Annotated in this window: 21 protein-coding genes; 8 read left to right on the forward strand and 13 right to left on the reverse strand. The window is 69.5% G+C overall.

Translation table 11 applies throughout. The annotated features are described in order from the left end of the window. Nucleotides 1–194: 194 nt before the first annotated feature. The 4 genes from ABH935_RS48915 to ABH935_RS48930 are packed head-to-tail and all read right to left on the reverse strand — an operon-like array spanning nt 195 to nt 4,205. A complete protein-coding gene (locus ABH935_RS48915) occupies nt 195–1,028 on the reverse strand; it encodes a citrate/2-methylcitrate synthase (protein WP_370384878.1) in 834 nt (277 codons plus the stop codon). After that, a complete protein-coding gene (locus ABH935_RS48920) occupies nt 1,028–1,828 on the reverse strand; it encodes a CoA-transferase subunit beta (RefSeq protein WP_370384879.1) in 801 nt (266 codons plus the stop codon). The genes ABH935_RS48915 and ABH935_RS48920 overlap by 1 nt, the downstream gene beginning before the upstream one ends. Then, the gene (locus ABH935_RS48925; protein WP_370384880.1) at nt 1,825–2,715 is read right to left on the reverse strand and encodes a CoA transferase subunit A; all 891 of its coding nucleotides are present in this window, start codon (nt 2,713–2,715) and stop codon (nt 1,825–1,827) included. Before ABH935_RS48925 ends, ABH935_RS48920 begins: the two co-directional genes overlap by 4 nt. Before the next feature lie 23 nt (nt 2,716–2,738). After that, nucleotides 2,739–4,205 (reverse strand): aldehyde dehydrogenase, encoded by a 1,467-nt coding sequence (locus ABH935_RS48930; protein ID WP_370384881.1) that lies wholly within the window; start codon nt 4,203–4,205, stop codon nt 2,739–2,741. A 340-nt stretch (nt 4,206–4,545) separates the two neighbouring features. Between ABH935_RS48930 and ABH935_RS48935 the strand changes: the two genes are divergently transcribed. The 4 genes from ABH935_RS48935 (at nt 4,546) to ABH935_RS48950 (ending at nt 8,924) form a co-directional block, all read left to right on the forward strand. Further along, the gene (locus ABH935_RS48935; protein ID WP_370384882.1) at nt 4,546–5,745 is read left to right on the forward strand and encodes a 2-aminoethylphosphonate ABC transporter substrate-binding protein; all 1,200 of its coding nucleotides are present in this window, start codon (nt 4,546–4,548) and stop codon (nt 5,743–5,745) included. 113 nt (nt 5,746–5,858) lie between these two features. Next, nucleotides 5,859–7,205: an ABC transporter ATP-binding protein gene (locus ABH935_RS48940; protein WP_370384883.1), complete on the forward strand. Its 1,347-nt coding sequence runs from the start codon at nt 5,859–5,861 to the stop codon at nt 7,203–7,205. Beyond that, nucleotides 7,202–8,143 carry a 2-aminoethylphosphonate ABC transporter permease subunit gene (locus ABH935_RS48945; protein WP_370384884.1) on the forward strand — a complete coding sequence of 314 codons (942 nt, stop codon included), beginning with the start codon at nt 7,202–7,204 and terminating at the stop codon, nt 8,141–8,143. The genes ABH935_RS48940 and ABH935_RS48945 overlap by 4 nt, the downstream gene beginning before the upstream one ends. Beyond that, nucleotides 8,124–8,924 (forward strand): ABC transporter permease, encoded by an 801-nt coding sequence (locus ABH935_RS48950; protein ID WP_370384885.1) that lies wholly within the window; start codon nt 8,124–8,126, stop codon nt 8,922–8,924. Before ABH935_RS48945 ends, ABH935_RS48950 begins: the two co-directional genes overlap by 20 nt. A gap of 56 nt (nt 8,925–8,980) precedes the next feature. Here ABH935_RS48950 and ABH935_RS48955 read toward each other — a convergent pair whose 3' ends face one another. Together ABH935_RS48955 and ABH935_RS48960 are read right to left on the reverse strand one after the other, a co-directional pair. Beyond that, complete coding sequence (locus ABH935_RS48955; RefSeq protein ID WP_370384886.1) at nt 8,981–9,238, reverse strand: hypothetical protein; 258 nt, start codon at nt 9,236–9,238, stop codon at nt 8,981–8,983. Next, the gene (locus ABH935_RS48960) at nt 9,235–9,522 is read right to left on the reverse strand and encodes a hypothetical protein (protein WP_370384887.1); all 288 of its coding nucleotides are present in this window, start codon (nt 9,520–9,522) and stop codon (nt 9,235–9,237) included. The genes ABH935_RS48955 and ABH935_RS48960 overlap by 4 nt, the downstream gene beginning before the upstream one ends. A 124-nt stretch (nt 9,523–9,646) precedes the next feature. Here ABH935_RS48960 and ABH935_RS48965 point away from each other — a divergent pair, with 124 nt between their 5' ends. From ABH935_RS48965 to ABH935_RS48975, 3 genes are read left to right on the forward strand one after another with little or no spacing between them, the layout of a single operon-like run. Next, entirely contained in the window at nt 9,647–11,380 is a 1,734-nt protein-coding gene (locus ABH935_RS48965; protein ID WP_370384888.1) for an acyl-CoA dehydrogenase family protein, read from the forward strand. 29 nt (nt 11,381–11,409) lie between these two features. Continuing rightward, the gene (locus tag ABH935_RS48970; RefSeq protein ID WP_370384889.1) at nt 11,410–13,155 is read left to right on the forward strand and encodes an NAD-binding protein; all 1,746 of its coding nucleotides are present in this window, start codon (nt 11,410–11,412) and stop codon (nt 13,153–13,155) included. A 26-nt stretch (nt 13,156–13,181) separates the two neighbouring features. Then, nucleotides 13,182–13,694, forward strand: a complete 513-nt coding sequence (locus ABH935_RS48975) for a DUF4190 domain-containing protein (RefSeq protein ID WP_370384890.1) — start codon at nt 13,182–13,184, stop codon at nt 13,692–13,694. 8 nt (nt 13,695–13,702) lie between these two features. Here the strand turns inward: ABH935_RS48975 and ABH935_RS48980 are convergent, their stop codons facing one another. Together ABH935_RS48980 and ABH935_RS48985 are read right to left on the reverse strand one after the other, a co-directional pair. Next, a complete protein-coding gene (locus ABH935_RS48980; protein ID WP_370384891.1) occupies nt 13,703–14,095 on the reverse strand; it encodes an SCO5389 family protein in 393 nt (130 codons plus the stop codon). Between the two features lie 80 nt (nt 14,096–14,175). Continuing rightward, nucleotides 14,176–14,988, reverse strand: coding sequence for a LuxR C-terminal-related transcriptional regulator (locus tag ABH935_RS48985; RefSeq protein WP_370384892.1), 813 nt, complete (start codon nt 14,986–14,988; stop codon nt 14,176–14,178). A gap of 60 nt (nt 14,989–15,048) precedes the next feature. Between ABH935_RS48985 and ABH935_RS48990 the strand changes: the two genes are divergently transcribed. After that, nucleotides 15,049–15,885: an SDR family NAD(P)-dependent oxidoreductase gene (locus ABH935_RS48990; protein WP_370384893.1), complete on the forward strand. Its 837-nt coding sequence runs from the start codon at nt 15,049–15,051 to the stop codon at nt 15,883–15,885. 14 nt (nt 15,886–15,899) lie between these two features. On the opposite strand, the gene ABH935_RS48995 is transcribed toward ABH935_RS48990, so the two are convergent. The 5 genes from ABH935_RS48995 to ABH935_RS49015 all read right to left on the reverse strand — a co-directional run bounded on the left by ABH935_RS48995 (nt 15,900) and on the right by ABH935_RS49015 (nt 21,512). Beyond that, nucleotides 15,900–16,793 (reverse strand): carbohydrate kinase family protein, encoded by an 894-nt coding sequence (locus ABH935_RS48995; protein ID WP_370384894.1) that lies wholly within the window; start codon nt 16,791–16,793, stop codon nt 15,900–15,902. A gap of 31 nt (nt 16,794–16,824) precedes the next feature. After that, nucleotides 16,825–17,877 (reverse strand): LacI family DNA-binding transcriptional regulator, encoded by a 1,053-nt coding sequence (locus ABH935_RS49000; RefSeq protein ID WP_370384895.1) that lies wholly within the window; start codon nt 17,875–17,877, stop codon nt 16,825–16,827. Between the two features lie 26 nt (nt 17,878–17,903). Further along, nucleotides 17,904–19,562, reverse strand: a complete 1,659-nt coding sequence (locus tag ABH935_RS49005) for a glycoside hydrolase family 13 protein (RefSeq protein WP_370384896.1) — start codon at nt 19,560–19,562, stop codon at nt 17,904–17,906. A 79-nt stretch (nt 19,563–19,641) separates the two neighbouring features. Further along, nucleotides 19,642–20,580: a sugar ABC transporter permease gene (locus ABH935_RS49010; RefSeq protein ID WP_370384897.1), complete on the reverse strand. Its 939-nt coding sequence runs from the start codon at nt 20,578–20,580 to the stop codon at nt 19,642–19,644. Then, nucleotides 20,577–21,512 carry a carbohydrate ABC transporter permease gene (locus tag ABH935_RS49015; RefSeq protein WP_370384898.1) on the reverse strand — a complete coding sequence of 312 codons (936 nt, stop codon included), beginning with the start codon at nt 21,510–21,512 and terminating at the stop codon, nt 20,577–20,579. Before ABH935_RS49015 ends, ABH935_RS49010 begins: the two co-directional genes overlap by 4 nt.

Consider the following 21,512-nt stretch of genomic DNA (forward strand, 5'->3'; position numbering starts at 1 on the left):
CCGACCAGGTTGGCTTCGCCCGCCGACGCGGCGAGGGACCCAGAACCAACACCCCGCATGGTCCGGTCGGACACGACTCACCACGTGGCCGGTCGCGCTGGCCCGTCACCGCCCGGCGAACACCGATCTATCGCTTGCTTTGTGCGGGCGGCTCCGATGCCGCCTGCGCCCCGGCAGCGCCGACAACCGCTCAGCTACTCAGCGAACTCCGTCGGCAGTTCCCGGTCCTCCGGGCCGTCGTACCAGTCCGGGCCCTGCATCTGCAGTGACAGTGGCTGCACCATGTCGGAGTTTTCCGACGCGCGCCAGCCCTTCTCGCGGGTCGATTCCTCGATCGAGTGGGCGCATAGGGACAGTGTGCGCGCGGTGATGAACATTGCCTTCATCTCCAGTGGGGAGTAGCCCGCGTCGAGGCCGATGCAGCCCATTGCGCCGGGGCCGTTGAGCCACAGGCGGCGGCCGAAGACGGCCTCGGTGGCGTTCTCCATGGCGCGGGCGATGGCGACGTAGGTGCTGCTGATGCCCCACTTGTCGCTCAGTTCCAGCAGGCGCGCGGTGCGGGGGTCGCGGATGTGCTGTGCGTGGTGGTAGCCGGGCATGTTCTCGCGGCGGGCGCGCATCTCCTGGACGGTCAGTGCGGCGGCCTCTTTCATCGGGATGCCCTCGTCCTCGGCGCGCTTCTCCACGCCGATGAACATGTTCGCCGGGCGGTCGGCGGTGCCGTGGAGGCGGCCGATTGCTGCGACGCCGGCTGAGACTGCGCCGTTCAGCTCGGCGCCGCCGGAGGTGGCGAAGCGGACGGTGGCTGAGGAGGGTGACATCGCGTGTTCGGCGAGGGAGACCATCATCGCGTTGGTGATCTTGGCTTGGGCTTCGGTGGGTAGTTCGCCCTTGAGGACCAGGAACAGCATTTGGCCGAAGTTCAGGTTGCCGGTCAGCTCGTTGACGTCGTAGCCGCGGACCACGATGCGGTCGCGGTTCTTCCACGCGATGTTGGACTTCCAGTGGAAGGGCGTCTTCTCAGTCATCAGGTGTTTCCGTTCTTCAGGCGTTCGGGGAAATAGCGAGAGTCGGGGTCGAGGACGTCGCGCAGCAGGGCGAGGTGCTCGGGAGAGGGGACCGCGACCACGCCGAGGTGGTCGGCGACGCGCGGGGTGAAGCCGGTGTTGGCCAGGACTTCCTCGACGGTGGCGCCTGGCATCAGGGCGCTGATGGTGAGTTCGCCCTCTGCGTCGTCGCCCTCCATGACACATAGGTCCGTGACCACCTTGACCCGTACCGGGTTCAGGCCCGCGCGGCGGCGCGCGCCGGGGCCGTCCAGGAAGCCCGGTGAGGTGATGTAGTCGCAGCGTTCTGGGAAGCGACGTTTCTCGTGGCTGGTGAGGACGACGATGGTGGCGCAGTGGGAGGCGATGTCGTTGGCGCCGCCGCTGCCCGGGAGACGGACGCGGCCGGTGCCGCGTTCGATCCAGGTGGAGTTGATGTTCGCCCGGGCGTCGATCTGCGCGCCGCCGAGGAAGCCGGTGGCGACCAGGCCGCGCTGCACGAAGCCGCCGAGCGACTCGATCAGGGAGCCCAGTTTCGACGGTGCGTGCATGATCCGCGGGTCCACCACTGACAGCGGGGTGGGGACCACCTTGGGGAATATGACCCCTGATTCGATCAGCAGCCGGGCGCTCGGGGCGTGCGTGCGCTGCGCCACCAGGCCGGCCAGCAGGGGCAGGCCGGTGCCGGCGATCACGCAGTCGCCGTCGGCGATCTGCCGGGCGCCCTCGAAGACCAGCAGTTCTCGGGGGAGGGCGCCGACCGTTGGTTCGGTGACGGTCACAACAAGCTCCGCATCTGTTCGGCCATCGCCGTCCGTGCCGAGGCGCCGGGGTCGGTCGCGGCCAGATAGGCGTCGAAATCGGCGTGCGCCGTGACGTGCTCGGCCAGGAACGCCCGTGGGCCCTCGTCGCCGGCCTTGGCGCTCTTCTGGTAGCCGTCGATCTCGGATTCGTAGTAGTCGTACCGGCGGTAGACGCTGGTCGGCCAGGCGCCCCAGGGCTGCTCGACGACCGCGCTGATGTAGGCGCCGGAGATGGTGACGCGCTCGGGCTGGTCGTCGAACGCGCCGGCCGGCAGTACCTCCTCCACCGAGACGATGACGTGCCGGGAGGCCCGGACCATGTCCACCTCGTGGCTCGTCACGCCGTCGATGACCACGTTGCCGTCGGCGTCGGCGGCGTTGGCGTGGATCAGCGACACGTCGGGGGTGCAGGCGCGCACCAGCACCACCGGCTCGCCGCTCCAGGGGTCGGCGGTGACCACCGCGTCCTCCTCGGCGACGAGGCGTTCCAGGATCGAGGAGCCCAGCAGCGAGCGCACCGGCATGAACGGCAGGCCCATCGCGCCGGCCAGGAAGCGGGAGGCCATCGACAGGTGCGAGTAGTCGCGCACCTCGATGCGGTTCGCCTCCACGGCCCGCCGCCAGCTGAACAGCGTGCCGAACTTCTCCAGGTTGCCGCTGCCCTGCTCGGTGCGGACCACGAGCCCGGCGGCGACCAGGTGGTCCAGCGGCAGCGACAGGTTGCAGCCGACGACCGTCAGCTCGCCGATGTCCTGCCGCACCACCTCGTGCACCAGCGCCATCGGGCAGCGGTTGATGTTCTGACCGCCCAGGCCCAACACCGCCCCGGGCTCGACGAAGGACTGCACCGCTTCAGCGGCGGACATGACCCTCGCCTGGCCCAGCGGGTTCAGAAGCTGATGCACGCCGACCGCCATTCGGTGTAGAAGTCCCAGACCTCCGGCGAGCACTCCGGCGCGCCGTACTGCGACTGTTTGGCGCCCATGTGCGGCAGGTGCGCGTAGGCGCCGACGCCGGGGCGGTTGACGTGGAGCATGCCTGCCTCGAAGCGCTCCAGCGCCTCGAAGATGTGCGCCGGGTTCTGCGTGAAGATGGTGCCGGACATGCCGTATTGCACGGAGTTGGAGATGCGCATGGCGTCGTCGAAGCCGTCGCAGTCGATGACCGAGAGCACCGGGCCGAAGATCTCCTCCTGCGCGATCTCGCAGTCCCACGGGACGTCGCGCAGCACGGTCGGCTCGACGTAGTAGCCGTCCGGGACGCCGTCGGTGAACCGGTGTCCGCCGACCACGACCTTCGCCTCGACTTCCTGGGCCTTCGTGATGGCCGCCAGGCAGGCGTTCATCCGGTCCTCGTTGACGACCGGGCAGACATCGGCCTCGGGATCGAAGGGGTTGCCGACTTTCAGGGCGCTCACCTTCGCGACGACCTTCTCCAGCAACGCTTCCTTGACGCTGACGTCGACCACCACGCGCGAGGTCGCCGAACACCGCTGCCCGGCCTGGCCGAACGCGCCGAACACGATCGCCGCGGCGGCCTTGTCCAGATCGGCGTCCGCCAGCACCAGCACCGCGTTCTTGCCGCCGAGCTCCAGCTGCGTCTTCAGCAGCCGGCCGGCGCCGGCGGTGTGGATCGCGCGGCCCACCGGCAGCGAGCCGGTGAAGGAGATGCCGGCCACGCGCGGGTCGTTCGTCAGCGCCTCGCCGGGCTCCCGGTCGCCCTGCACCAGGTTCAGCACGCCGGCCGGGACCCCGGCGTCGGCGAAGGCCTGCACCAGCAGCGCCGAGGAGTAGGGGGTGAACGGCGAGGGCTTCAGGATGCTCGTGCACCCGGCCACCAGCGCCGGCGCCACCTTCCAGATCGGGATGGTGAGCGGGAAGTTCCACGGCGTGATCAGCCCGACCACGCCGATCGGCCGCCGGAACGTCATCGCGACGGTCCGCGGTTCCTCGGCCGGTGTGGTGTAGCCGTTGAGCCGGCGGCCCTCCCCGGCGGTGAAGTCCAGGATCGCCATCCCGCGCCGGACCTCGCCGAGCGCCTCCCTGTAGAGCTTGCCCTGCTCTCGGCTGATGGCCCGGGCGAACTCGTCCTCGCGCTCGCCGATGATCCGCTCCGCTTTGCGCACGATCTCGGCCCGCTTGATCGGCCCGAGCGCCCGCCAGGCCGGCAGCGCGGCCTCGGCGGCGTCCACGGCACGCACCGCGTCGGCGGCCGTGGAGTCGGCGAAATGGCCGAGGACGTCGGAGGTGTCGGCGGGACTGACGTCGGCCCGGGTACCGCCGGCCGCGGCCGGGCCCCAGACACCGCCGACGAAGTCGCCGAGGTGTTCGGGGCGGACAGGGAGATGATCAACCATGGTTCCTACCTTGGGATAAGCGCGGGCATCCGCCAAGACCGCTCTTCGGCATGGAAGTGATAGCGGCTCGCTATGCGGCGGCCTGCGCATCGAAGCACATCGGCGAGCAGTTGGATGAACAGTGCGTTAACCCCGAGGTGACCTGTCGCGCCTGCCTGCGGCGAGGCCTTCCGCTATAGCCCCCATAGCCGGTCAGCCGGTTGGCGGCTTATGCGCGCGAGGGAAAACTGCGGTTCACGGAGCACTCGCGACGACCACTCGGAAATCGCCTTTCAGTCACTTGCAAAACTCCGGCTCCGGGTCACGCTGTACACGGAGATTCCCCTAGAAGGGTTCGTCAATGTCGCACGTACTGTCCCGCACGCGCATCGGCCGCGCCGGCGCTCTGATCGCCGCCGGCGGCCTGGCGCTGACCGGACTGACGGCTTGTGCCTCCAACGCCCACAACTCCCCCGGTGCCACTGGCAGCACCGGCGGCACCTCCCCCGCAGCCGCGTCGTCGTCCTGCCCGGCGCTCGGCGCCGCCGCACCGACCACGGCCGCGAAGGCCGACGGCTCCGGCGGGCAGGTGACCATATACAGCGCCGACGGTCTGTACGACGCCAAGGATGACAACAACTGGTACAACCAGGAGTTCAAGAAGTTCACGGCGCTGACCGGCATCCACGTGAACTACTCCGAGGACGGTTCCGGCGGGGTGGAGACGAAGGTCGACTCCGAGAAGTCGAACCCGAAGGCCGACGTCATCGTCACCCTGCCGCCGTTCATCCAGAAGGCCGAAGCCTCCGGCCTGCTGCAGCCGTACAGCCCGGTGTGCGTGGACAAGGTCGACCCCTCGCTGGTGGACAAGAACGGTCAGTGGGAAGCGGTGATGGGCGACTACCTGTCCTTCATCTACAACACCAAGATGCTGCCGGCCGGGCCGCCGAAGACCTGGAACGACCTGCTGGACCCGAAGTTCGCCAAGAAGCTGCAGTACTCCACCCCCGGCGTGGCCGGCGACGGCACCGGCGTGATGATCGCGGCGATCCACGCCTTCGGCGACGACCGGAACGCCACCTGGGACTACTTCAAGAAGCTGCAGTCCAGCAACGTCGGGCCGTCCAAGTCCACCGGCGCGCTGGAGAGCAAGGTCAACACCGGCGACCTGTGGGTGGCCAACGGCGACGTGCAGATGAACTACGTCGACAGCACGACCCAGTACCCGAACAACAAGATCTTCTTCCCGGCCGGCAACGACGGCAAGCCCAGCACCTTCTCCCTGCCGTACATGGCCGGGCTGGTCAAGGGCGCGCCGAACGCCGACAACGGCAAGAAGCTGATCGACTTCCTGCTCTCCGAGGGCGCGCAGCTGGACGCCTCCAAGGTCGCCTACGGCTTCCCGACCCGCACCGACATCAAGCCCACCGACAGCAACTACGCGGCGCTGACCGCGCTGATGCAGGGCGTGACCGTGTTCCCGGTGGACTGGACCGAGGTCGCGCAGAACTACAACAGCGACGTCAAGGCCTGGGACACCGCCACCGGCACCCCGAGCTGACCGAGCCGATCGTGCCGACCCGCCAGGTGTCCCGCCCGAAGCACCGGGCGGGACACCTGGCCGTATCCCGAAGTCCTCACCGTTTTCGCAGCATTCGCAGTACAGGAGTGAGCATGACCGCCACCGAAGCAGACCCAACGGCCCGACGATCATCAGGACGCGGATCCGGGGGCATCCGCTTCGAGGAGGTGACGGTCGCCTACAACGGCAACGTCGTCCTCGACTCCTTCTCGCTGGAGGTCGCCCCCGGCGAAGTGGTCGCCCTGCTCGGCCCCTCCGGCTCCGGAAAGACCACGGCCCTGCGCGCGGTGGCGGGCTTCGTCCGGCCGGCGTCGGGTCGCGTGTACGCCGGCGGGCGCGACGTCACCGATCTGCCGCCGTACAAGCGCGGGCTGGGCATGGTGGTGCAGCAGTACGCGCTGTTCCCGCACATGCGCGTCGAGCAGAACGTCGCCTTCGGGCTGAAGGCACAGAAGGTCGCCAAGGCCACGATCCCCGGCCGCGTCGCCGAGGCGCTGCGCATGACCGGCATGGCGCAGTACGCCAAGCGCTACCCGCGCGAGCTGTCCGGCGGCCAGCAGCAGCGGGTGGCGATCGCGCGAGCGCTGGCGATCGAGCCCTCGGTCCTGCTGCTGGACGAGCCGCTGTCGGCCCTGGACGCCCAACTGCGCAGCGGCATGCTCGCCGAACTCGCGCGGCTGCACCGGGAACTGCCGGATGTCAGCATCCTGTATGTCACGCACGACCAGATCGAGGCCCTGACCCTGGCCGACCGCATCGCGGTGATGAACGAGGCCCGCCTGGTCGAGGTGGGGACGGCGCGGGAGCTGTACAAGCGGCCGGGGACGGAGTTCGCGGCGGGGTTCGTGGGCAACTCGAACCTGCTGCCGGTGACGGTGACGGAATGCGCACCGCAGCCGGACGGGTCGTTCCGGGCGACGGTGCGGATCGCGGCGGGGGCCGATCCGGTGATGGCGACGTGCACGCAGCCCGCGGGTACCGGAGAGCAGCGCACGCTGTGCCTTCGGCCGCACTTCCTCGGCCTGGCCGCTGCCGAGCATCACGACAACGCGTTCGCGGGGACGGTGACCGAGGTGCAGTGGCGCGGCTCGGCGCACCGGATTTTTGCGGAGGTGCACGGGCACGAGGTGCGGCTGGACACGAACGAGCTGCGGAATCCGCCGGTGATCGGGGATGAGGTGTGGCTGCACTTCTCGACTGAGGACGCGGTGCTGATACCGGCGGCTGCGAGTGGCTTGGCAGCTACTCAGACCTCGGCCGCGCCAATCGCCTCGCCGCGACTTGCCGCCACACCGGCCGGCTCCGCAGAACCAACCAATTCCGCCCGGACCATCGCGCTCACCGCACTGCGTGCCTCACCAGTTCCGGCCGCAGAACCGGCCGACTCTGCCGAAGCCGCAGCCCCGGCCGCCGCTCCCGCCGATGGCCCCGCCCGATGACCGCCGTCACCGAACTCCCGCCCGCGGCTCCGGCGGCGCCCGGCGGCAAGAGCGCCGCTCCGGCCAACAAAGCCCGCCGATCGATGGCCTGGCTCTGGTCAACTCCCCCGGTCCTCCTGCTGGCCGCGGCCTTCCTCTATCCCCTCTATCTCGTCGTCAAGCAGGCGATCGAGGGCAGCCCGCCGGACCCGACCAACCCCTTCAAGGTCACCACGTCTTTCTCCGACACCCTGGAAGACCCGGGCACCCGCACCGTCATTAAGAACACGATCGAGATGGCCGTCTACTCCACCGCCGGGTGCCTCGTCCTGGGCTTCCTGCTGGCACTGACCATCGCGTTCGTGCCGTTCCCCGGCGCTAAGGCGGTGTCCCGCTTCATCGACGTGTTCCTGTCGTTCCCGTCGTTCCTGATCACCGTGTCGATCATGTTCCTGTACGGCCGGGTCGGCATGGTGAACCACATCGCCTCGGCGCTCACCGGGGGGCGGCACGACACGCCGATCAACTTCGTCGAGTACTCGCCGTGGGGCATCTGGCTGGCGGAGCTGATCTACTTCACGCCGTTCGTGATGCGGCCGCTGCTGACCGCGTTCTCGCAGATCGACTCCGGCCAGCTGGAGGTCGCCGCCTCGCTCGGGGCCCGCGCCGGCCGCGTGGTCTGGCAAGTGATCCTGCCCGAGGCGCTGCCCGCGGTGTTCGCCGGCGGCTCGCTGGTGCTGATGCTGACGATGAACGAGTACGGCATCGTCTCCTTCACCGGCGCCAAGTACCAGACGCTCCCGGTCCTGATCGAGAACTTCGCCAAGGAACAGACCAACTACGCCGGGGCCTGCGCACTGGCCGTCATCAACATCGTGCTGTCGCTGGCCCTGTTCGCCGGCTACCGCGTGCTGCTCGCCCGGATGTCTGGAGGCCGTCGTGCTGCTGTACACGCGTAGATCGCAGAGGATCGCGTGGGCGGTCTTCGGCTTCTTCTTCCTGCTGCTGTTCGGCCTGCCGTTCGGCGTCCTGGTCCTGGCGGCGTTCACCCGGCAGTGGAACGGCGCGTTCCCGTCCTCCTACACGTTCTCCAACATCACCGCGGCCTTCCACACCGACCCGCTGGACGGCCTGGAAACCTCGCTGATCACCGCGCTGCTGTCGAGCGTGATCGCACTGGTCGTCGGCACGTGGGCCGCGCTCGCACTGGACGCGGTCCGCAACCGTGTCGGCAAAACCCTGATCCAGACCGTCTTCATGCTGCCGATCGCCGTCCCCTCGGTGGTCGTCGGCCTGGCGCTGCTGGTCGCCTTCTCACAAGGCCCGGTGCTCCTGAACGGCACCAACACCATCGTGGTCATGGCGCACGCGATCCTGGTCACCGCCTACGCCTTCCAGCAGGTCTCGGCGGCGGTCACCCGCCTGGACCCGGCGTACGAGCAAGCCGCGGCCTCGCTCGGGGCACGGCCGTACTACACGCTGCTGCGGGTGAAACTGCCACTGCTACTCCCGGCGCTGACCGGCTCGCTGGCGCTGTGCTTCGCGCTGTCGATGGGCGAACTCGGCGCGACGGCGATGGTCTACTCGGCGGACTGGACGACGCTCCCGCTGCGCATCTACGCCCTGGACGACCGCGGGCACCAGTTCGTCGCGGCGGCGGTGACCGCGGTGATGATGACGATCACGTTGGCGGTGCTGCTGGTGTTCTCGCGGATTCGGACGCGCGCGAACTATCGGTGAAGTCGGTGAAAAAGAGCCGAGAGCCCGGGTCGCCACCGGGCTCTCGCGACTCCTTTCTACCCCACCGTGCTTATGACGTTGGTAATGGTGACCACTTTGGCCCCATCATCGACTTCATATTCGATGAAGCCCATTAAGCCGACCGCCCACATGCGGCTCGTTTTCAGGCCACTTGTCTCAGTGGTAAGGCCACGCGGACCGTGAGGATCGCCGCAGATATCGAAAAACTCGAGCGTGAACAGCTCGTGCGGAACCTCGGATAGTGCAGCGAGAGCCTTAGTAGCCTGCAGCTCAATAATCAGGCTGTAGTTCATGCAGCGCGTTGAGCCCGCTCCCGCTCCCAGCGCTCTCGCAGGCCGGGGAATGCTTCATCGACAGGGATGCCTTTACCGGTCGCGTGGCTGATCCCGGCCTTGATGTCTGCCAGCAGGCCGGCCTCGTTCAGAACGGCGCGCGCGAACCACCGCTCGAAAGTCCGCTGCGGCTCGTCGTCGGTCGTCGACGCCATGTCCGCGTCGAATTCAGCGAGCTCGTCCTCCGGTAGCGCGGCACGGACTGCGTCGACCGTTCGCTTCAGATGGACCGTAATGAGTGCCATTCATGTTCCTTTCGTGCCGAACCGCAGCCACCTCCACTGTGACACCCGCAACACCGCGCTGTCCTCTTTCTGCCGCATCGCGCCGGTACAGCACTCGAAAGTTACCCACTGGTAGCATGCCCCCATGACTCACGCCCCGGCCGCGCTCTTCAACCCGCGCACCCTCGACTTCTCGCAGTTCGACGAGGAGACGCAGCGCCTGCTCACCGCCGTCGTCGACTGGTTCGAGGGGCGCGGCAAGCGGCGCCTGCTGGCCGAGGACCTGGACCGGGTCTGGTATGCCGACTTCCTGGAGTTCGCCGCGAAGGAGAAGCTCTTCGCGACCTTCCAGACGCCCGCCGCCGACGCCTTCGGCCCCGCCGCGCCGGCGCAGCGCTGGGACACCGCGCGCAACGCCGCGCTGAGCGAGATCCTCGGGTTCTACGGCCTGCCGTACTGGTACACCTGGCAGGTCACCGTGCTGGGCCTGGGGCCGGTCTGGATGTCGGAGAACGCCGCCGCGCGCGAGCGGGCCGCGCGGCTGCTGGACGAGGGCCACGTCTTCGCCTTCGGCCTGTCGGAGAAGGAGCACGGCGCCGACGTCTACTCCACCGACATGATCCTGACCCCCGACGGGGACGGCGGCTACATCGCCACCGGCGGCAAGTACTACATCGGCAACGGCAACGTCGCCGGCCTGGTCTCGGTCTTCGGCCGGCGCTCCGACGTCGAGGGCCCGGACGGCTACGTCTTCTTCGCCGTGGACAGCCGGCATGAGAAGTTCGAGCTGGTCCAGAACGTCGTCGACTCCCAGATGTTCGTCAGCGAGTTCAAGCTCCACGCCTACCCGGTCACCGACGCCGACATCCTGCACACCGGCGCCGACGCCTTCAGCGCCGCGCTGAACACGGTCAACGTCGGCAAGTTCAACCTGTGCACGGCCTCCGTGGGCATCGCGGAGCACTCCTTCTACGAGGCCATCACCCACGCCCACAACCGCATCCTCTACGGCCACCCGGTCACCGACTTCGGCCACGTCCGCGCCTCCTTCGTCGACGCCTACGCGCGCCTGGTCGCGATGAAGCTCTTCAGCGCCCGCGCCGTGGACTACTTCCGCACGGCGAACCCCGACGACCGCCGCTACCTGCTGTTCAACCCGATCACCAAGATGAAGGTGACCTCCGAGGGCGAGCGCGTCATCGACCTGCTCTGGGACGTGATCGCGGCCCGCGGCTTCGAGAAGGACACCTACTTCAACGGCGCCACGCACTACATCAGGGCCCTGCCGAAGCTGGAGGGCACGGTCCACGTGAACCTCGCGCTGGTGCTGAAGTTCATGCCGAACTATCTGTTCTCGCCGCAGGAGTACGCCGAGGTCCCGACCCGCACCGACGCCGCCGACGACACCTTCCTGTTCCACCAGGGTCCGGCGCGCGGCCTGGGCAAGGTGCGCTTCCACGACTGGCGCGCGGCCTACCGCCAGGCCGCCGGCGTGCCGAACGTCGCACGCTTCACCGAGCAGGCCGAAGCGCTGACCCAGTTCCTCGCCACCTGCCCGCCGGACGAGGCGCAGCAACAGGACCTGGACTTCCTGCTGAACCTCGGCCACCTGTTCACGCTCGTCGTCTACGGCCAGCTGGTGCTGGAGCAGGCGCGCCTGACCGGGCTGGAGGACGAGGTCGTGGACCAGATCTTCGACTTCCTGGTCCGCGACTTCTCCGAGTACGCCGTCGCGCTGCACGGCAAGCCGTCCTCGACAGAGGCGCAGCAGGCCTGGGCACTGTCCGCGGTCCGCAAGCCGGTGGTGGACGCCGAGCGGTTCGGCCGGATCTGGGAGCGGGTCGCGGATTTGTCGGGTGCTTACGAAATGCGCCCCTAGAATTCACCGCAGACCTCTACCATCCCTCTATGGGGGACTTGTTTATCGTCGTGGGTGGCAATGCCCTGGCATACAGGCTCACCGTCGAGCTGACCCGGCAGTACGCCGTCCGGACGGCCGCCATCGTGCCGTCCCAGGAGACGCCGTACACCATCCAGATCGGCAAGGCACTCGGCCCGGAGAACACGATCGCCGACGCCTACGTCTCCGAGGAAGCGCTTCGCGAAGCGGGGATCGACCAGGCGCAGGCGATCGCGTTCGTCGACGGCGACGACCGGACCAACATCCACGCCGCGATGCGCGCCGCGGCGCTGCGTCCGGGCATCAGGATCGTGATCCGCATGTTCAACCAGCGGCTCGGCGTGCACATCGCGCAGCTGGTGGACAACTGCACCGTGCTGTCGGCCTCGGCGACCGCCGCCCCGGCGTTCGTCAACGCCGCGCTGCAGCGCCCGCACTCGGTCAGCGCAGGCGGCCGGGCGCTGCGGATCGCCATCGGCCAGGACATCGACATGCGGCAGACGCCGTTCCTGATCGCCGACGCCATCGACCGGGACCGACAGTCGGACATCGAGGTCCTGCCGACGGCGGCGGCGCGCAGCCGCACCCGGGAATGGATGCTGTTACAGGAACGCTCGCCGCGCCACGCCGCACTCCAGTTCCTGGACGTCTCGGACACGATCGTGCAAGGGAACGTATATAAGGCCCCGCTGGCAGCGCGACTGCTGTGGCGCGGCTCGGACACGCTGAAGTTCTTCACCAGCGCCAAACTGCGTACGATCCTGATGGCGTCGGTGGCCACGCTGGCGGTGTCGTTCGTCGGGATCTGGTTGCTGGCCAGGCCGTTCGGCTGGGCTCTCTACGAGTCCCTGCTCGACGTCGCGGGGTCCGCGGTCCCGGACACCTACGGCCAGCCGAGCTCGGTCGGCGGAAACCTCCAGCGGCTGTTCCAGGTCGCGATCACCCTGTCCGGGATCGTCCTGATGCCGGTGGTCACGGCGGTGTTCGTGGAGAGCACCGCCACCCGGCGCAACGTCCGCATCCGGCAGCCGAGCACCGGCCTGCGCGGGCACGTCGTGGTGGTCGGCCTCGGCAACGCCGGCACCCGGGTCACGGCCCTGTTCCGGGAGCTCGGGGTGCCGGTCGTGGGCATCGAGCGCGACGCCGACGCGCGCGGGCTCGCGGCGGCGCGCGGCCTGGACGTCCCGGCCGTGATCGGCGACCGGCCGATCGACGACGCGCTGCGCCGCGCGCAGATCGCCCGGGCCCGCGCGGTCGTGGCGGTGACCGGCGACGACGTCACCAATCTGGAGGCCGCGCTGGAGGCCCGGGCCATCAACCCCGAGGTCCGCGTCGTGGTCCGGCTCTTCGACGACGACTTCGCCTCGCACGTCTACAAGGAGTTCGGCAACACCGCCTCCCGCTCGGTGTCCTACCTCGCCGCCCCGGCCTTCGCCGCCGCGATGATGGGCCGCGAGGTGCTGGGCACGCTGTCGGTGTACCGCAAAGTCCTGCTGATCGCCGAGGTGGCGGTCGAGGAGGGCTCGGAGCTGGCCGGGCAGGAGCAGCGCGATCTTGACAAGCCCGGCCTGACGCGGGTCCTGGCGGTACGGCGCACCGGCAGCACGGCGTTCGACTGGTCGGGAGCCGACCGCGGCCGGGTGCTGCAGGCCGGCGACCGGCTGATCGTGGCCGCGACGCGCGCCGGCTTCGGAGGGCTGGCCGGGCGCATCGGCGAGGGAAATACTGAAACCGACCCGGTATCGGGAGACTGAGGCGGACGAAGGGGGACGTGCCACCGATGAGTGACACTCCGCAAGGCGGATGGGATTCCGGTACTGAGGGCTACGGCCCCGGGGGGTTCGGCCCGGGACCCGGCTCCGGGGGATTCGCCGCACCCGACGGCGGCGGCTTCGTCCCTCCGGCGAGCGACGCGCCGCCCACGCAGTACGGGATCCCGGCGCAGCCTTCGTATCCGCAGGGTCCCTATCCCCAGCCCAACTATCCTCAGGGCTACACACCGCAGATGTATCCCGGCGGGTACTACGGTCCGCCGATGCTGCGACAGCAGACCAGCGGTATGGCGGTCACCGGCATGGTGCTGGGGATCCTCAGCCTGGTGCTGTTCTGGGCTTCGCTGCTGGGGCCGCTGCTGGCGCTCCTGGGAATCATCTTCAGTTCAGTCGGACTGTCGCAGAGTTCGAAGCCTGGCTTTACCGGCAAGGGGATGGCGATCGCCGGGCTGGTGTGTTCGCTGATCAGCATGGCGTTCTGGGTGCTGTTGGCGATCGCCATCGCATCGTTCCTGGCTTAGACCCTCGCTCAGCAGTCCCGGAGTTCGGGCGACTGGTTGAGGATCTGCGCGCGTTCCGACGTGAAGCGCCGGTAGGTCTCCGAGCCGGCCGCCTCGGGCCGGAACACCGCGACCCGGTGGCAGTTCTGGAAGGCGAGCTTCACCGCGAAGCGCCGCTCCAGGCTGCCGCGGATGGCGTCGGAGGCCAGCGCGCGCAGGAGTTCGGCGCGCTCGGCGTCGCTCGGGGCGGTCTGGTTGTCGGCGAACTGCCTGGCCGGGTCGGCGTGCAGGTCGGCGGCGAGCTTCTCGACCAGAGTGTGCGCGTACGGGAGCGAGGCCGCGACGGTGTCGGCGAACTCCTTCTCGTTCACTTCACCGACTTCGGCCTGCTTGAGCAGGTGCGGTGCGACGTCCAGGGACATGCGAGTCTTCCTCTCGATAATGAATGTCGTTTTCATTAAGAGGGTAGACCCGGCCCCGGGGCGGACGGCTCAAGATCCGGTCAGACCGGCGTGTCGCGGGACGTGAACAGCACCGCGAGCTGCGTACGGCTGCCGCAGGAGGTGGCGGCCAGGACCCGCGTCAGGTGCTTCTTGACCGTGTCCACGCCGATGAACAGGCGCGCGGCGATCTGCCGGTTCGTCAGGCCCTGCGCGGCGAGGTCGGCGACGTCCCATTCGCGCGGCGTCAGATCCCAGTCGCCCCGGGTGGCCAGGCGGGTGCGGTGCCGGGCCAGCTGCTCGACCGCCAGCGGCGTCAGGTGCCGCCGCAGCACGCGCAGCACGGCCAGGTCGCGGTCGGGGACATTCCGCACGCCGTCCGGCACGGCCACGCCGACCCACAGCACCCCGGACGGCGCGGCGTCGATGAGCATCGCGGCCTTGTCGGCAATGCCGCGCGGGAGCAGGAAGTGGTCGCGGAAACGCGCGCCCTCCGAACCTTCCTCGACGTCGGTCAGCCGCGCCACCCCGACCTCGGCCAGCCGCCGCAGGAAGCCCTGGTCGCGGAACGGGTCCACGCGCTCCCAGCCGCCGGCGGCGTAGGTGTCCAGGAACTCGGCCGAGTACCCGGCGAGCACGCCGCAACCGTTCTCGACGGCGTCGGCCGCGTTGTCGCCGTGCAGCACCGTCACGCCGTTGTAGCCGAACCACGTCCGCAACGCCGTGACCAGCAGCTCCCGGAACTCGGCGAGGTCACCGGCGTGGTCCACGGCCTCCACGACCCCGACCACGCGCCGGTAGTCCTCCGGACTCAGCGGCTCGTCGGCGGGCAGCGGTCGGGGACGCGGGGCGGGTCCGGGCAGTGCGACGGTCACCCTCCGATGTTCCACCTTCGGGCCATACCGGGACCACCCCGCCCGCCTGAAGATAGAGGCATGACAGATGGAACCCTCACCCCGCGCCGCTGGTTCGTCACCGGCGCGAACAGCGGCTTCGGCCTCGCCATCGTGCACGCCGCCCTCGCGGCCGGCGACGAGGTGGTCGCGGCCGTCCGGCGTCCGGACACGATGCGCGAGCTGGCTGCGGCCTCCGGCGGACGCGTGTCAGTGGTCGAACTCGACCTGCGCGACCGCGACCGGCTCCGCTCGGCCGTCGAGGCCGCCGGACGCGTCGACGTCCTGGTGAACAACGCCGGCTTCGGCCTCGTCGGCGCGATCGAGGAGACCGGCGAGGCCGAGCTCCGCGACGTGATGGAGACGATGTTCTTCGGACCGCTGGAGCTGACGCGCCTGGTCCTGCCGCAGATGCGCGCCCGCCGCTCCGGCGCTGTCGTCCAGCTGAGCAGCATGGGCGGGATGCTGGCGTTCCCGGGCGTCGGCGCGTACTGCGCGGCCAAGGGCGCGCTGGAGCTGGCGAGCGAGGCGCTGGCCGGCGAGGTGGCGCCGCTGGGAATCAAGGTGCTGATCGTCGAGCCGGGTGCGTTCCGCACAGGTTTCGCGGGCCCGGCAGCGTTGCAGGCTGTCGAGGCACGGATCGCGGACTACGACGGCACGGCCGGCGCCACGCGCGACGCCCTGCCGACGGCACACGGCGCGCAGGAGGGCGACCCGGCGAAGGCCGCGGCGGCGGTGCTTGAGGTGCTGGGGTGGAAGGAGCCGCCGCTGCGCCTGGCGCTGGGGAACGACGCGGTGGACGAGATCCGGGCGAAGCTGGCGCGGGTCGGCGCGGACCTGGACGCCACGGAGGAGATCGGGCGTGCGATGACGGTGTGAGACAGGAGTCTGTCTCAGCTGAGATCCGCCTCGGTCGCGAACCGCTCGGCTGTCCCGTGGACGGTGCATGCGAAGGCGCCGGACAGCAGTCCGCGCCGCATGCACTCCTCGGTGGCCGCACCGCGCAGGACACCGGACATGAATCCGGACACGAAGGCGTCGCCGGCGCCGTTGCTGTCGACGACCGGTCCCGCCGGTGTGACGGCCGGGAAGTGCCGGATGCCTTCCCCGCGCACGGCCAAGTAGGCACCGCGCGCGCCGTCCGTGGCGACGACGGTCCTGGCCCGACCGCGTGCCAGCACCTCGGTCAGGACCGCGTCCCGGCGGCTGCCGAGGTTCGCGGCGCTCAGGAAGACGTGGTCGGCGGCGTGGGCGAAGTCCTTGTGGTGGTCGTTGGTGCCGTCCCAGTCGTGGAGGTCGGTTGAGACCGTGACCTGGTGTCGCAGCGCAACTGGCAGGACGTGCCGCGCGTAGTCCGCTATGACCACGTGCACATGCCGCGAGCGCGCGAGCCAGCCCTCGTAGAAGTCCTCCGGCATCCGCTGGCCCGGCACGCCGCGCGGGTCGTAGAACGACATCCGTCGGCCGTCGGCCGAGACCAGGTTCACGGCGCGCACTGTCCCCGCCGACGACGGCAGCCAGGAGAAGTCCAGCTTCTCCTCCGCGAATCGGCGGCGGACCAGGTCGCCGAAGGTGTCCTCGCCGAGGAAGTCGACGAACTTCACGCGCAGCCCGAGCGACCGCGCGCCGAGGGCCACGGCCGTCCCGGTGTGCGCGACGTAGGACTCGATCGGCTCGACCAGCACCGAATCCGCGTACGGCACCGGCAGCTCCGGCACGCGGACGATGGTGTCGATGCCCGCGCCGCCGACGACCAGCACGTCGAACTCAGCTTCCGGTGCCGTCATCAAACCCCGCCCGCCCTCAGTGAGTAGAGAACTACCGCCGCACCCGCGGCCCCGACCCCGTCGATCCCCGCACCACCAACTCCGGCGCGAACACGAACTCCGTGTGCGGCGCGTGGCCGCCGCCGACCTCCTCCAGCAGCGCGCGCACCGCCGCCGCCCCCATCGCGGCGACCGGCTGGCGCACCGTCGTCAGCGGCGGGTCGGTGTACGGGATGAGCGGCGAGTCGTCGTAGCCGACCACGGAGATGTCGCCCGGCACCGCCATCCCCCGCGCCCGCACCTCGGCGATCGCGCCGAGCGCCATCATGTCCGAGGCGCACACGATGCCGGTGCAGCCCTTGTCCAGCAGCTTCGACGCCGCCGCGCGGCCGCCTTCGAACCCGTACAGCGAGTACTCCACGAAGTCCGCCGGGTTCTCGACGCCCAGCATGTCGTGTAGCGCCGCCGTGAAACCCTCTATCTTCCGGATCACCGGCACGTAGCGCTTCGGCCCGACGGCCAGCCCGATCCGCTCGTGCCCCAGGTCGGCCAGGTGGTTCACCGACAGGCGGGCGGCCATGGCGTCGTCCGGGCTGATGAAGGGTGCTGCGATGCCGTCGGCGTACCCGTTGATCAGGACGAAGGGCACGCCCCGGTCCGACAGCCGGTGGTACCGGTCGCGCGAGGCGGTGGTGTCGGCGTGCAGCCCGGAGGCGAACACGATGCCCGCCACCCCGTGCTCGATCAGCAGCTCGACGAGGTCGTCCTCGGTCGCGCCGCCCGGCGACACCGTCGCCAGCACCGGCGTGTAGCCGTGGTGCGTCAGCGCCCGCTCCACCGCCTGCGCCATCGCCGGGAAGATGGGGTTGTCCAGCTCCGGGATGATCAGCCCGATCAGCGCGGCGGTCCGCTGCCGCAGCCGCGTGGGCCGCTCGTAGCCCATGACGTCCAGCGCCGCCAGCACCGCCTGCCGCGTGGCGGCGGCCACCCCCGGCTTGCCGTTCAGCACCCGGCTCACCGTCGCCTCGCTCACCTTCGCCTGCGCGGCGATGTCCGCGAGTCGCGCGGTCGATGGCAGTGAAGCGTTGTCCGTCATGGCGCCCATTCTTTCGCTCCCGGTCCTGGAAATGGCTAGATCCGCCACCAGGCGGCCGAGTCTGCGGGCAGTTCAGCATTGTTGGCGGTGATCGACACGGAGGTAGTGGCCAGCAGCAACGCGCCCGGAACGGGCAACGCGACCGCCGACGACCCGGTGTTCACCGTGCACACGAACCCGTCCCCGCGCCGGAACGCGAGCACTCCGTCCGGTGCCGGCAGCCAGACCAATGCCGTCTCGTCGGTCTCCGCGCCGAGGTCCGGTAGCTCCCGCCGCAGCGCCAGCGCCGAGCGGTACAGCTCCAGCATCGAGTCCGGGTCCCCCGACTCGGCCGCCACCGACGACGCGCCCCATGACGACGGCGCCGGCAGCCATGAGGCCTCGGACCCCTCCGGCCCGAAGCCGTAGGTGGGGGCGACGCCCGACCACGGCAGCGGCACCCGGCACCCGTCCCGGCCCTTCGACGGGTCGCCGGACTGGATGCCCTGCGGGTCCACCAGGAACTCGACCGGGATGTCCAAGACCTCCGGCAGCCCGAGTTCCTCACCCTGGTACAGGTACGCCGACCCCGGCAGCGCCAGCATCAGCAGCGCCGCCGCCCGGGCCCGCGCGAGCCCCACCGCGCCGCCGCCGTAGCGCGTCACGTGCCGCTTCATGTCATGGTTCGACAACACCCACGTGGACGGCGCCCCGACCGAGCCGGCGGTGGCCAGCGAGTGGTCGATCGCCGTCCGCAACGCCTCGGCCTCGAAGGGCCGGCCCAGGAAGTCGAAGTTGAACGCCTGGTGCAGCTCGTCCGGCCGCACGTAGTTCGCCAGCCGTTCCGGCGTCGGCGCCCAGGCCTCGGCCACGCCGATGCGCTCGCCGTCGTAGGAGTCCAGCAGCAGGCGCCAGGCGCGGTAGATCTCGTGCACGCCGTCCTGGTCGAAGAACGGCAGCACCGCGTTGCCGATCATCTCCACGTGGTCGGCGTGCCCGACGTCCGGCAGCCCCGGCGCCTTGACCATGCCGTGCGCGACGTCGATCCGGAAGCCGTCGACGCCGAGGTCCAGCCAGAAGCGCAGGACGTCCAGCATCTCCGACCGCACCTCCTCCAGCTCCCAGTTCAGGTCCGGCTGCGCGGGCGCGAACAGGTGCAGGTACCACTGCCCGGCCGTCCCGTCCGGGTTCACCGTCCGGGTCCACGCCGGGCCGCCGAAGACCGACTCCCAGTCGTTCGGCGGCAGCTCGCCGTGCGCGCCGCGCCCCTCGCGGAAGATGTAGCGGGCACGCGCGGCACTCCCCTCGGGTGCCGCGAGCGCCTCGACGAACCACACGTGCCGATCGGAGGTGTGGTTCGGCACCAGGTCGACGATCACGCGCAGCCCCCGGGCGTGCGCGTCGACCATCAGGGCCCGGAAATCGTCCAGCGTGCCGAACACCGGGTCCACGGCCCGGTAGTCGGCGACGTCGTAGCCGAAGTCGGCCATCGGCGAGGAGTAGAACGGCGTGATCCACAGCGCGTCCACGCCGAGGTCGGCCAGATACGGCAGCCGGGAGCGGATGCCCGGCAGGTCGCCGACGCCGTCCCCGTCGGAGTCGGCGAACGAGCGGATGTAGACCTGGTAGATCACCGCGTCGCGCCACCAGTCGGAACGGCGGGCACCGGATTCGCGGGCCGGCGCGGCTTCGACGGTGAGTGTCTCGGTTGTCATGAACTCAGTTGCCCCAGAGGTAGTTCGAACGGTCGGCCGGGTCGGCGCCGGGTCGGGCGAGTCCGCCCGAGACCCGGGCTCAGCCCTTGGCGCTGCCGGAGGTCAGGCCGGCGACCAGGTTGCGCTGCACGAGCAGGAACATCACGCCGGCCGGGATCGCGATCAGCACCGAGGCCGCGGTCATCAGACCCCATTCGCCCTTGTACTGCGAGACGAAGGTGCGCAGGCCGACGGCGAGCGTGTACTTGTCCGAGCTCTGCATGAAGGTGTTGGCGAACGCGACCTCGGCCCACGCCGTCAGGAAGGAGTAAAAGGCGGTCACGGCCAACCCCGGCCGGGCCAGCGGCAGCACCAGGCGCCAGAAGGTGCCGAACGGCGAGAGCCCGTCGACCTTGCCGGCCTCGTCGATGTCGATCGGGATGGTGTCGAAGTAGCCCTTGAGCATCCACGCGCAGTAAGGCACCGCGGTGGTGCAGTACACGAGGATCAGGCCGCCGAACGAGTTCACCAGGTGCAGCTTCGACATGATGTTGTACAGCGGCACGATCAGCACCGCGATCGGGAACATCTGGACCACCAGCAGCAGCCACATCGTGGCCCGGAAGCCCGGGAAACGCATGCGCGAGACCGCGTAGCCGCAGGTGGCCGCGATGAAAACGGCCAGCGCCATGGTGCCCAGCGAGACGATGAGCGAGTTGCGGAACCAGGTGAGGAAGTCGGTGTCGTTCAGCACCTGGCTGTAGTTGCCGAAGTTGAGGTGGCTGAAGTCGCCGGGGTGGGCCCACTGGCCGTCCTTGGTCTTCAGCGAGGTCAGCGCGACCCAGACGATCGGGAAGATCGCGATGAAGGAGGCGGCGATCAGCGTGGCGTGGATCGCGACGGAGGCCAGCGGGGAGCGCTTGGTGCGCGAGTACTTCTTGCGCGGTTCGGCGACGGCGCGGCCGGCGGCCTGGTTGGTTGCCTGGCCGGCCGCCCGGCCCGGCGTCGCGGGATTCACGGATTCGGTGGCCGCACTCATGCCTGCACCTCCAGCTTGGCCTGCGACCGCCGGTAGACGGTGGCGAAGACGAGCAGCATCGACAGGATCACCACGCCGTAGGAGGCGGCCTCGGCGTACTGCCGGATGTTCGCGAACGCGACCTGGTAGGCGTGGGTGACCAGGATGTCGGTGGACCCGGCCGGGCCGCCCTCGGTGACCAGGAAGATGACGTCGAACTTGTTGAACGTCCAGATGACGCCGAGCAGCGTGACAGTCATCATCACCGGCCGCAGCCCCGGCAGCGTCACCATGCGGAAGCGCTGCCAGGCGGTCGCGCCGTCCATTTCGGCGGCCTCGTAGAGCTCCTTGGGGATGGTCTGCAGCCCGCCGAGGAAGGAGACCATCATGAACGGCACGCCCATCCAGACGTTGACCGCGATCACCGCGATCTTCGCCGACGTGGGCTGGGCCAGCCACTGCACGCCGTGCATCCCGAAGTACTTCAGCACCGCGTTGAACACGCCGTTGTCGTTGTAGAGCAGGCGCCACGCGAAGGCCGCCACGAAGCCGGGGACGGCCCACGGCAGGATCAGCATCAGCCGGTAGCCGCCGCGGAACCTGATCTTGCGGTTCAGCAGGACGGCCAGGCCCAGGCCGATGGTGATGTGGAAGAAGACGTTGACGAAGGTCCAGATCAGGGTCCACGTCAGGGTGCTGTAGAAGTGCCCGTCGTTGCCGGACAGGATGTCCCAGTAGTTGTGCAGCCCGACGGAGTGGTAGCTCGGCGGGATGTGGTTCACGCCGATGTCGTGGCCGATGTTGGACTCGTCGGCGTTGGTGGTCGACAGGTACGCGCCCCAGATGAAGGGGTAGCCGACCAGGACCAGCATCACGATGACGACCGGGGCCGCCATGGCCCAGCCGTACCAGTACTTCTCGAACGAGCGGCCCAAGCTCTTGAGTGGACGCAT

It is taken from the genome of Catenulispora sp. GAS73 (genome assembly GCF_041262085.1).
Classification (GTDB): domain Bacteria; phylum Actinomycetota; class Actinomycetes; order Streptomycetales; family Catenulisporaceae; genus Catenulispora.

Coding starts and splice junctions, on each gene's coding strand:
- ABH935_RS48915 (WP_370384878.1), bottom strand. CDS start 1,028: ATGACTGAGAAGACGCCCTTCCACTGGAAGTCCAACATCGCGTGGAAG.
- ABH935_RS48925 (WP_370384880.1), bottom strand. CDS start 2,715: ATGTCCGCCGCTGAAGCGGTGCAGTCCTTCGTCGAGCCCGGGGCGGTG.
- ABH935_RS48930 (WP_370384881.1), bottom strand. CDS start 4,205: ATGGTTGATCATCTCCCTGTCCGCCCCGAACACCTCGGCGACTTCGTC.
- ABH935_RS48935 (WP_370384882.1), top strand. CDS start 4,546: ATGTCGCACGTACTGTCCCGCACGCGCATCGGCCGCGCCGGCGCTCTG.
- ABH935_RS48940 (WP_370384883.1), top strand. CDS start 5,859: ATGACCGCCACCGAAGCAGACCCAACGGCCCGACGATCATCAGGACGC.
- ABH935_RS48945 (WP_370384884.1), top strand. CDS start 7,202: ATGACCGCCGTCACCGAACTCCCGCCCGCGGCTCCGGCGGCGCCCGGC.
- ABH935_RS48955 (WP_370384886.1), bottom strand. CDS start 9,238: ATGAACTACAGCCTGATTATTGAGCTGCAGGCTACTAAGGCTCTCGCT.
- ABH935_RS48960 (WP_370384887.1), bottom strand. CDS start 9,522: ATGGCACTCATTACGGTCCATCTGAAGCGAACGGTCGACGCAGTCCGT.
- ABH935_RS48965 (WP_370384888.1), top strand. CDS start 9,647: ATGACTCACGCCCCGGCCGCGCTCTTCAACCCGCGCACCCTCGACTTC.
- ABH935_RS48970 (WP_370384889.1), top strand. CDS start 11,410: ATGGGGGACTTGTTTATCGTCGTGGGTGGCAATGCCCTGGCATACAGG.
- ABH935_RS48975 (WP_370384890.1), top strand. CDS start 13,182: ATGAGTGACACTCCGCAAGGCGGATGGGATTCCGGTACTGAGGGCTAC.
- ABH935_RS48980 (WP_370384891.1), bottom strand. CDS start 14,095: ATGTCCCTGGACGTCGCACCGCACCTGCTCAAGCAGGCCGAAGTCGGT.
- ABH935_RS48990 (WP_370384893.1), top strand. CDS start 15,049: ATGACAGATGGAACCCTCACCCCGCGCCGCTGGTTCGTCACCGGCGCG.
- ABH935_RS48995 (WP_370384894.1), bottom strand. CDS start 16,793: ATGACGGCACCGGAAGCTGAGTTCGACGTGCTGGTCGTCGGCGGCGCG.
- ABH935_RS49000 (WP_370384895.1), bottom strand. CDS start 17,877: ATGGGCGCCATGACGGACAACGCTTCACTGCCATCGACCGCGCGACTC.
- ABH935_RS49005 (WP_370384896.1), bottom strand. CDS start 19,562: ATGACAACCGAGACACTCACCGTCGAAGCCGCGCCGGCCCGCGAATCC.
- ABH935_RS49010 (WP_370384897.1), bottom strand. CDS start 20,580: ATGAGTGCGGCCACCGAATCCGTGAATCCCGCGACGCCGGGCCGGGCG.
- ABH935_RS49015 (WP_370384898.1), bottom strand. CDS start 21,512: ATGCGTCCACTCAAGAGCTTGGGCCGCTCGTTCGAGAAGTACTGGTAC.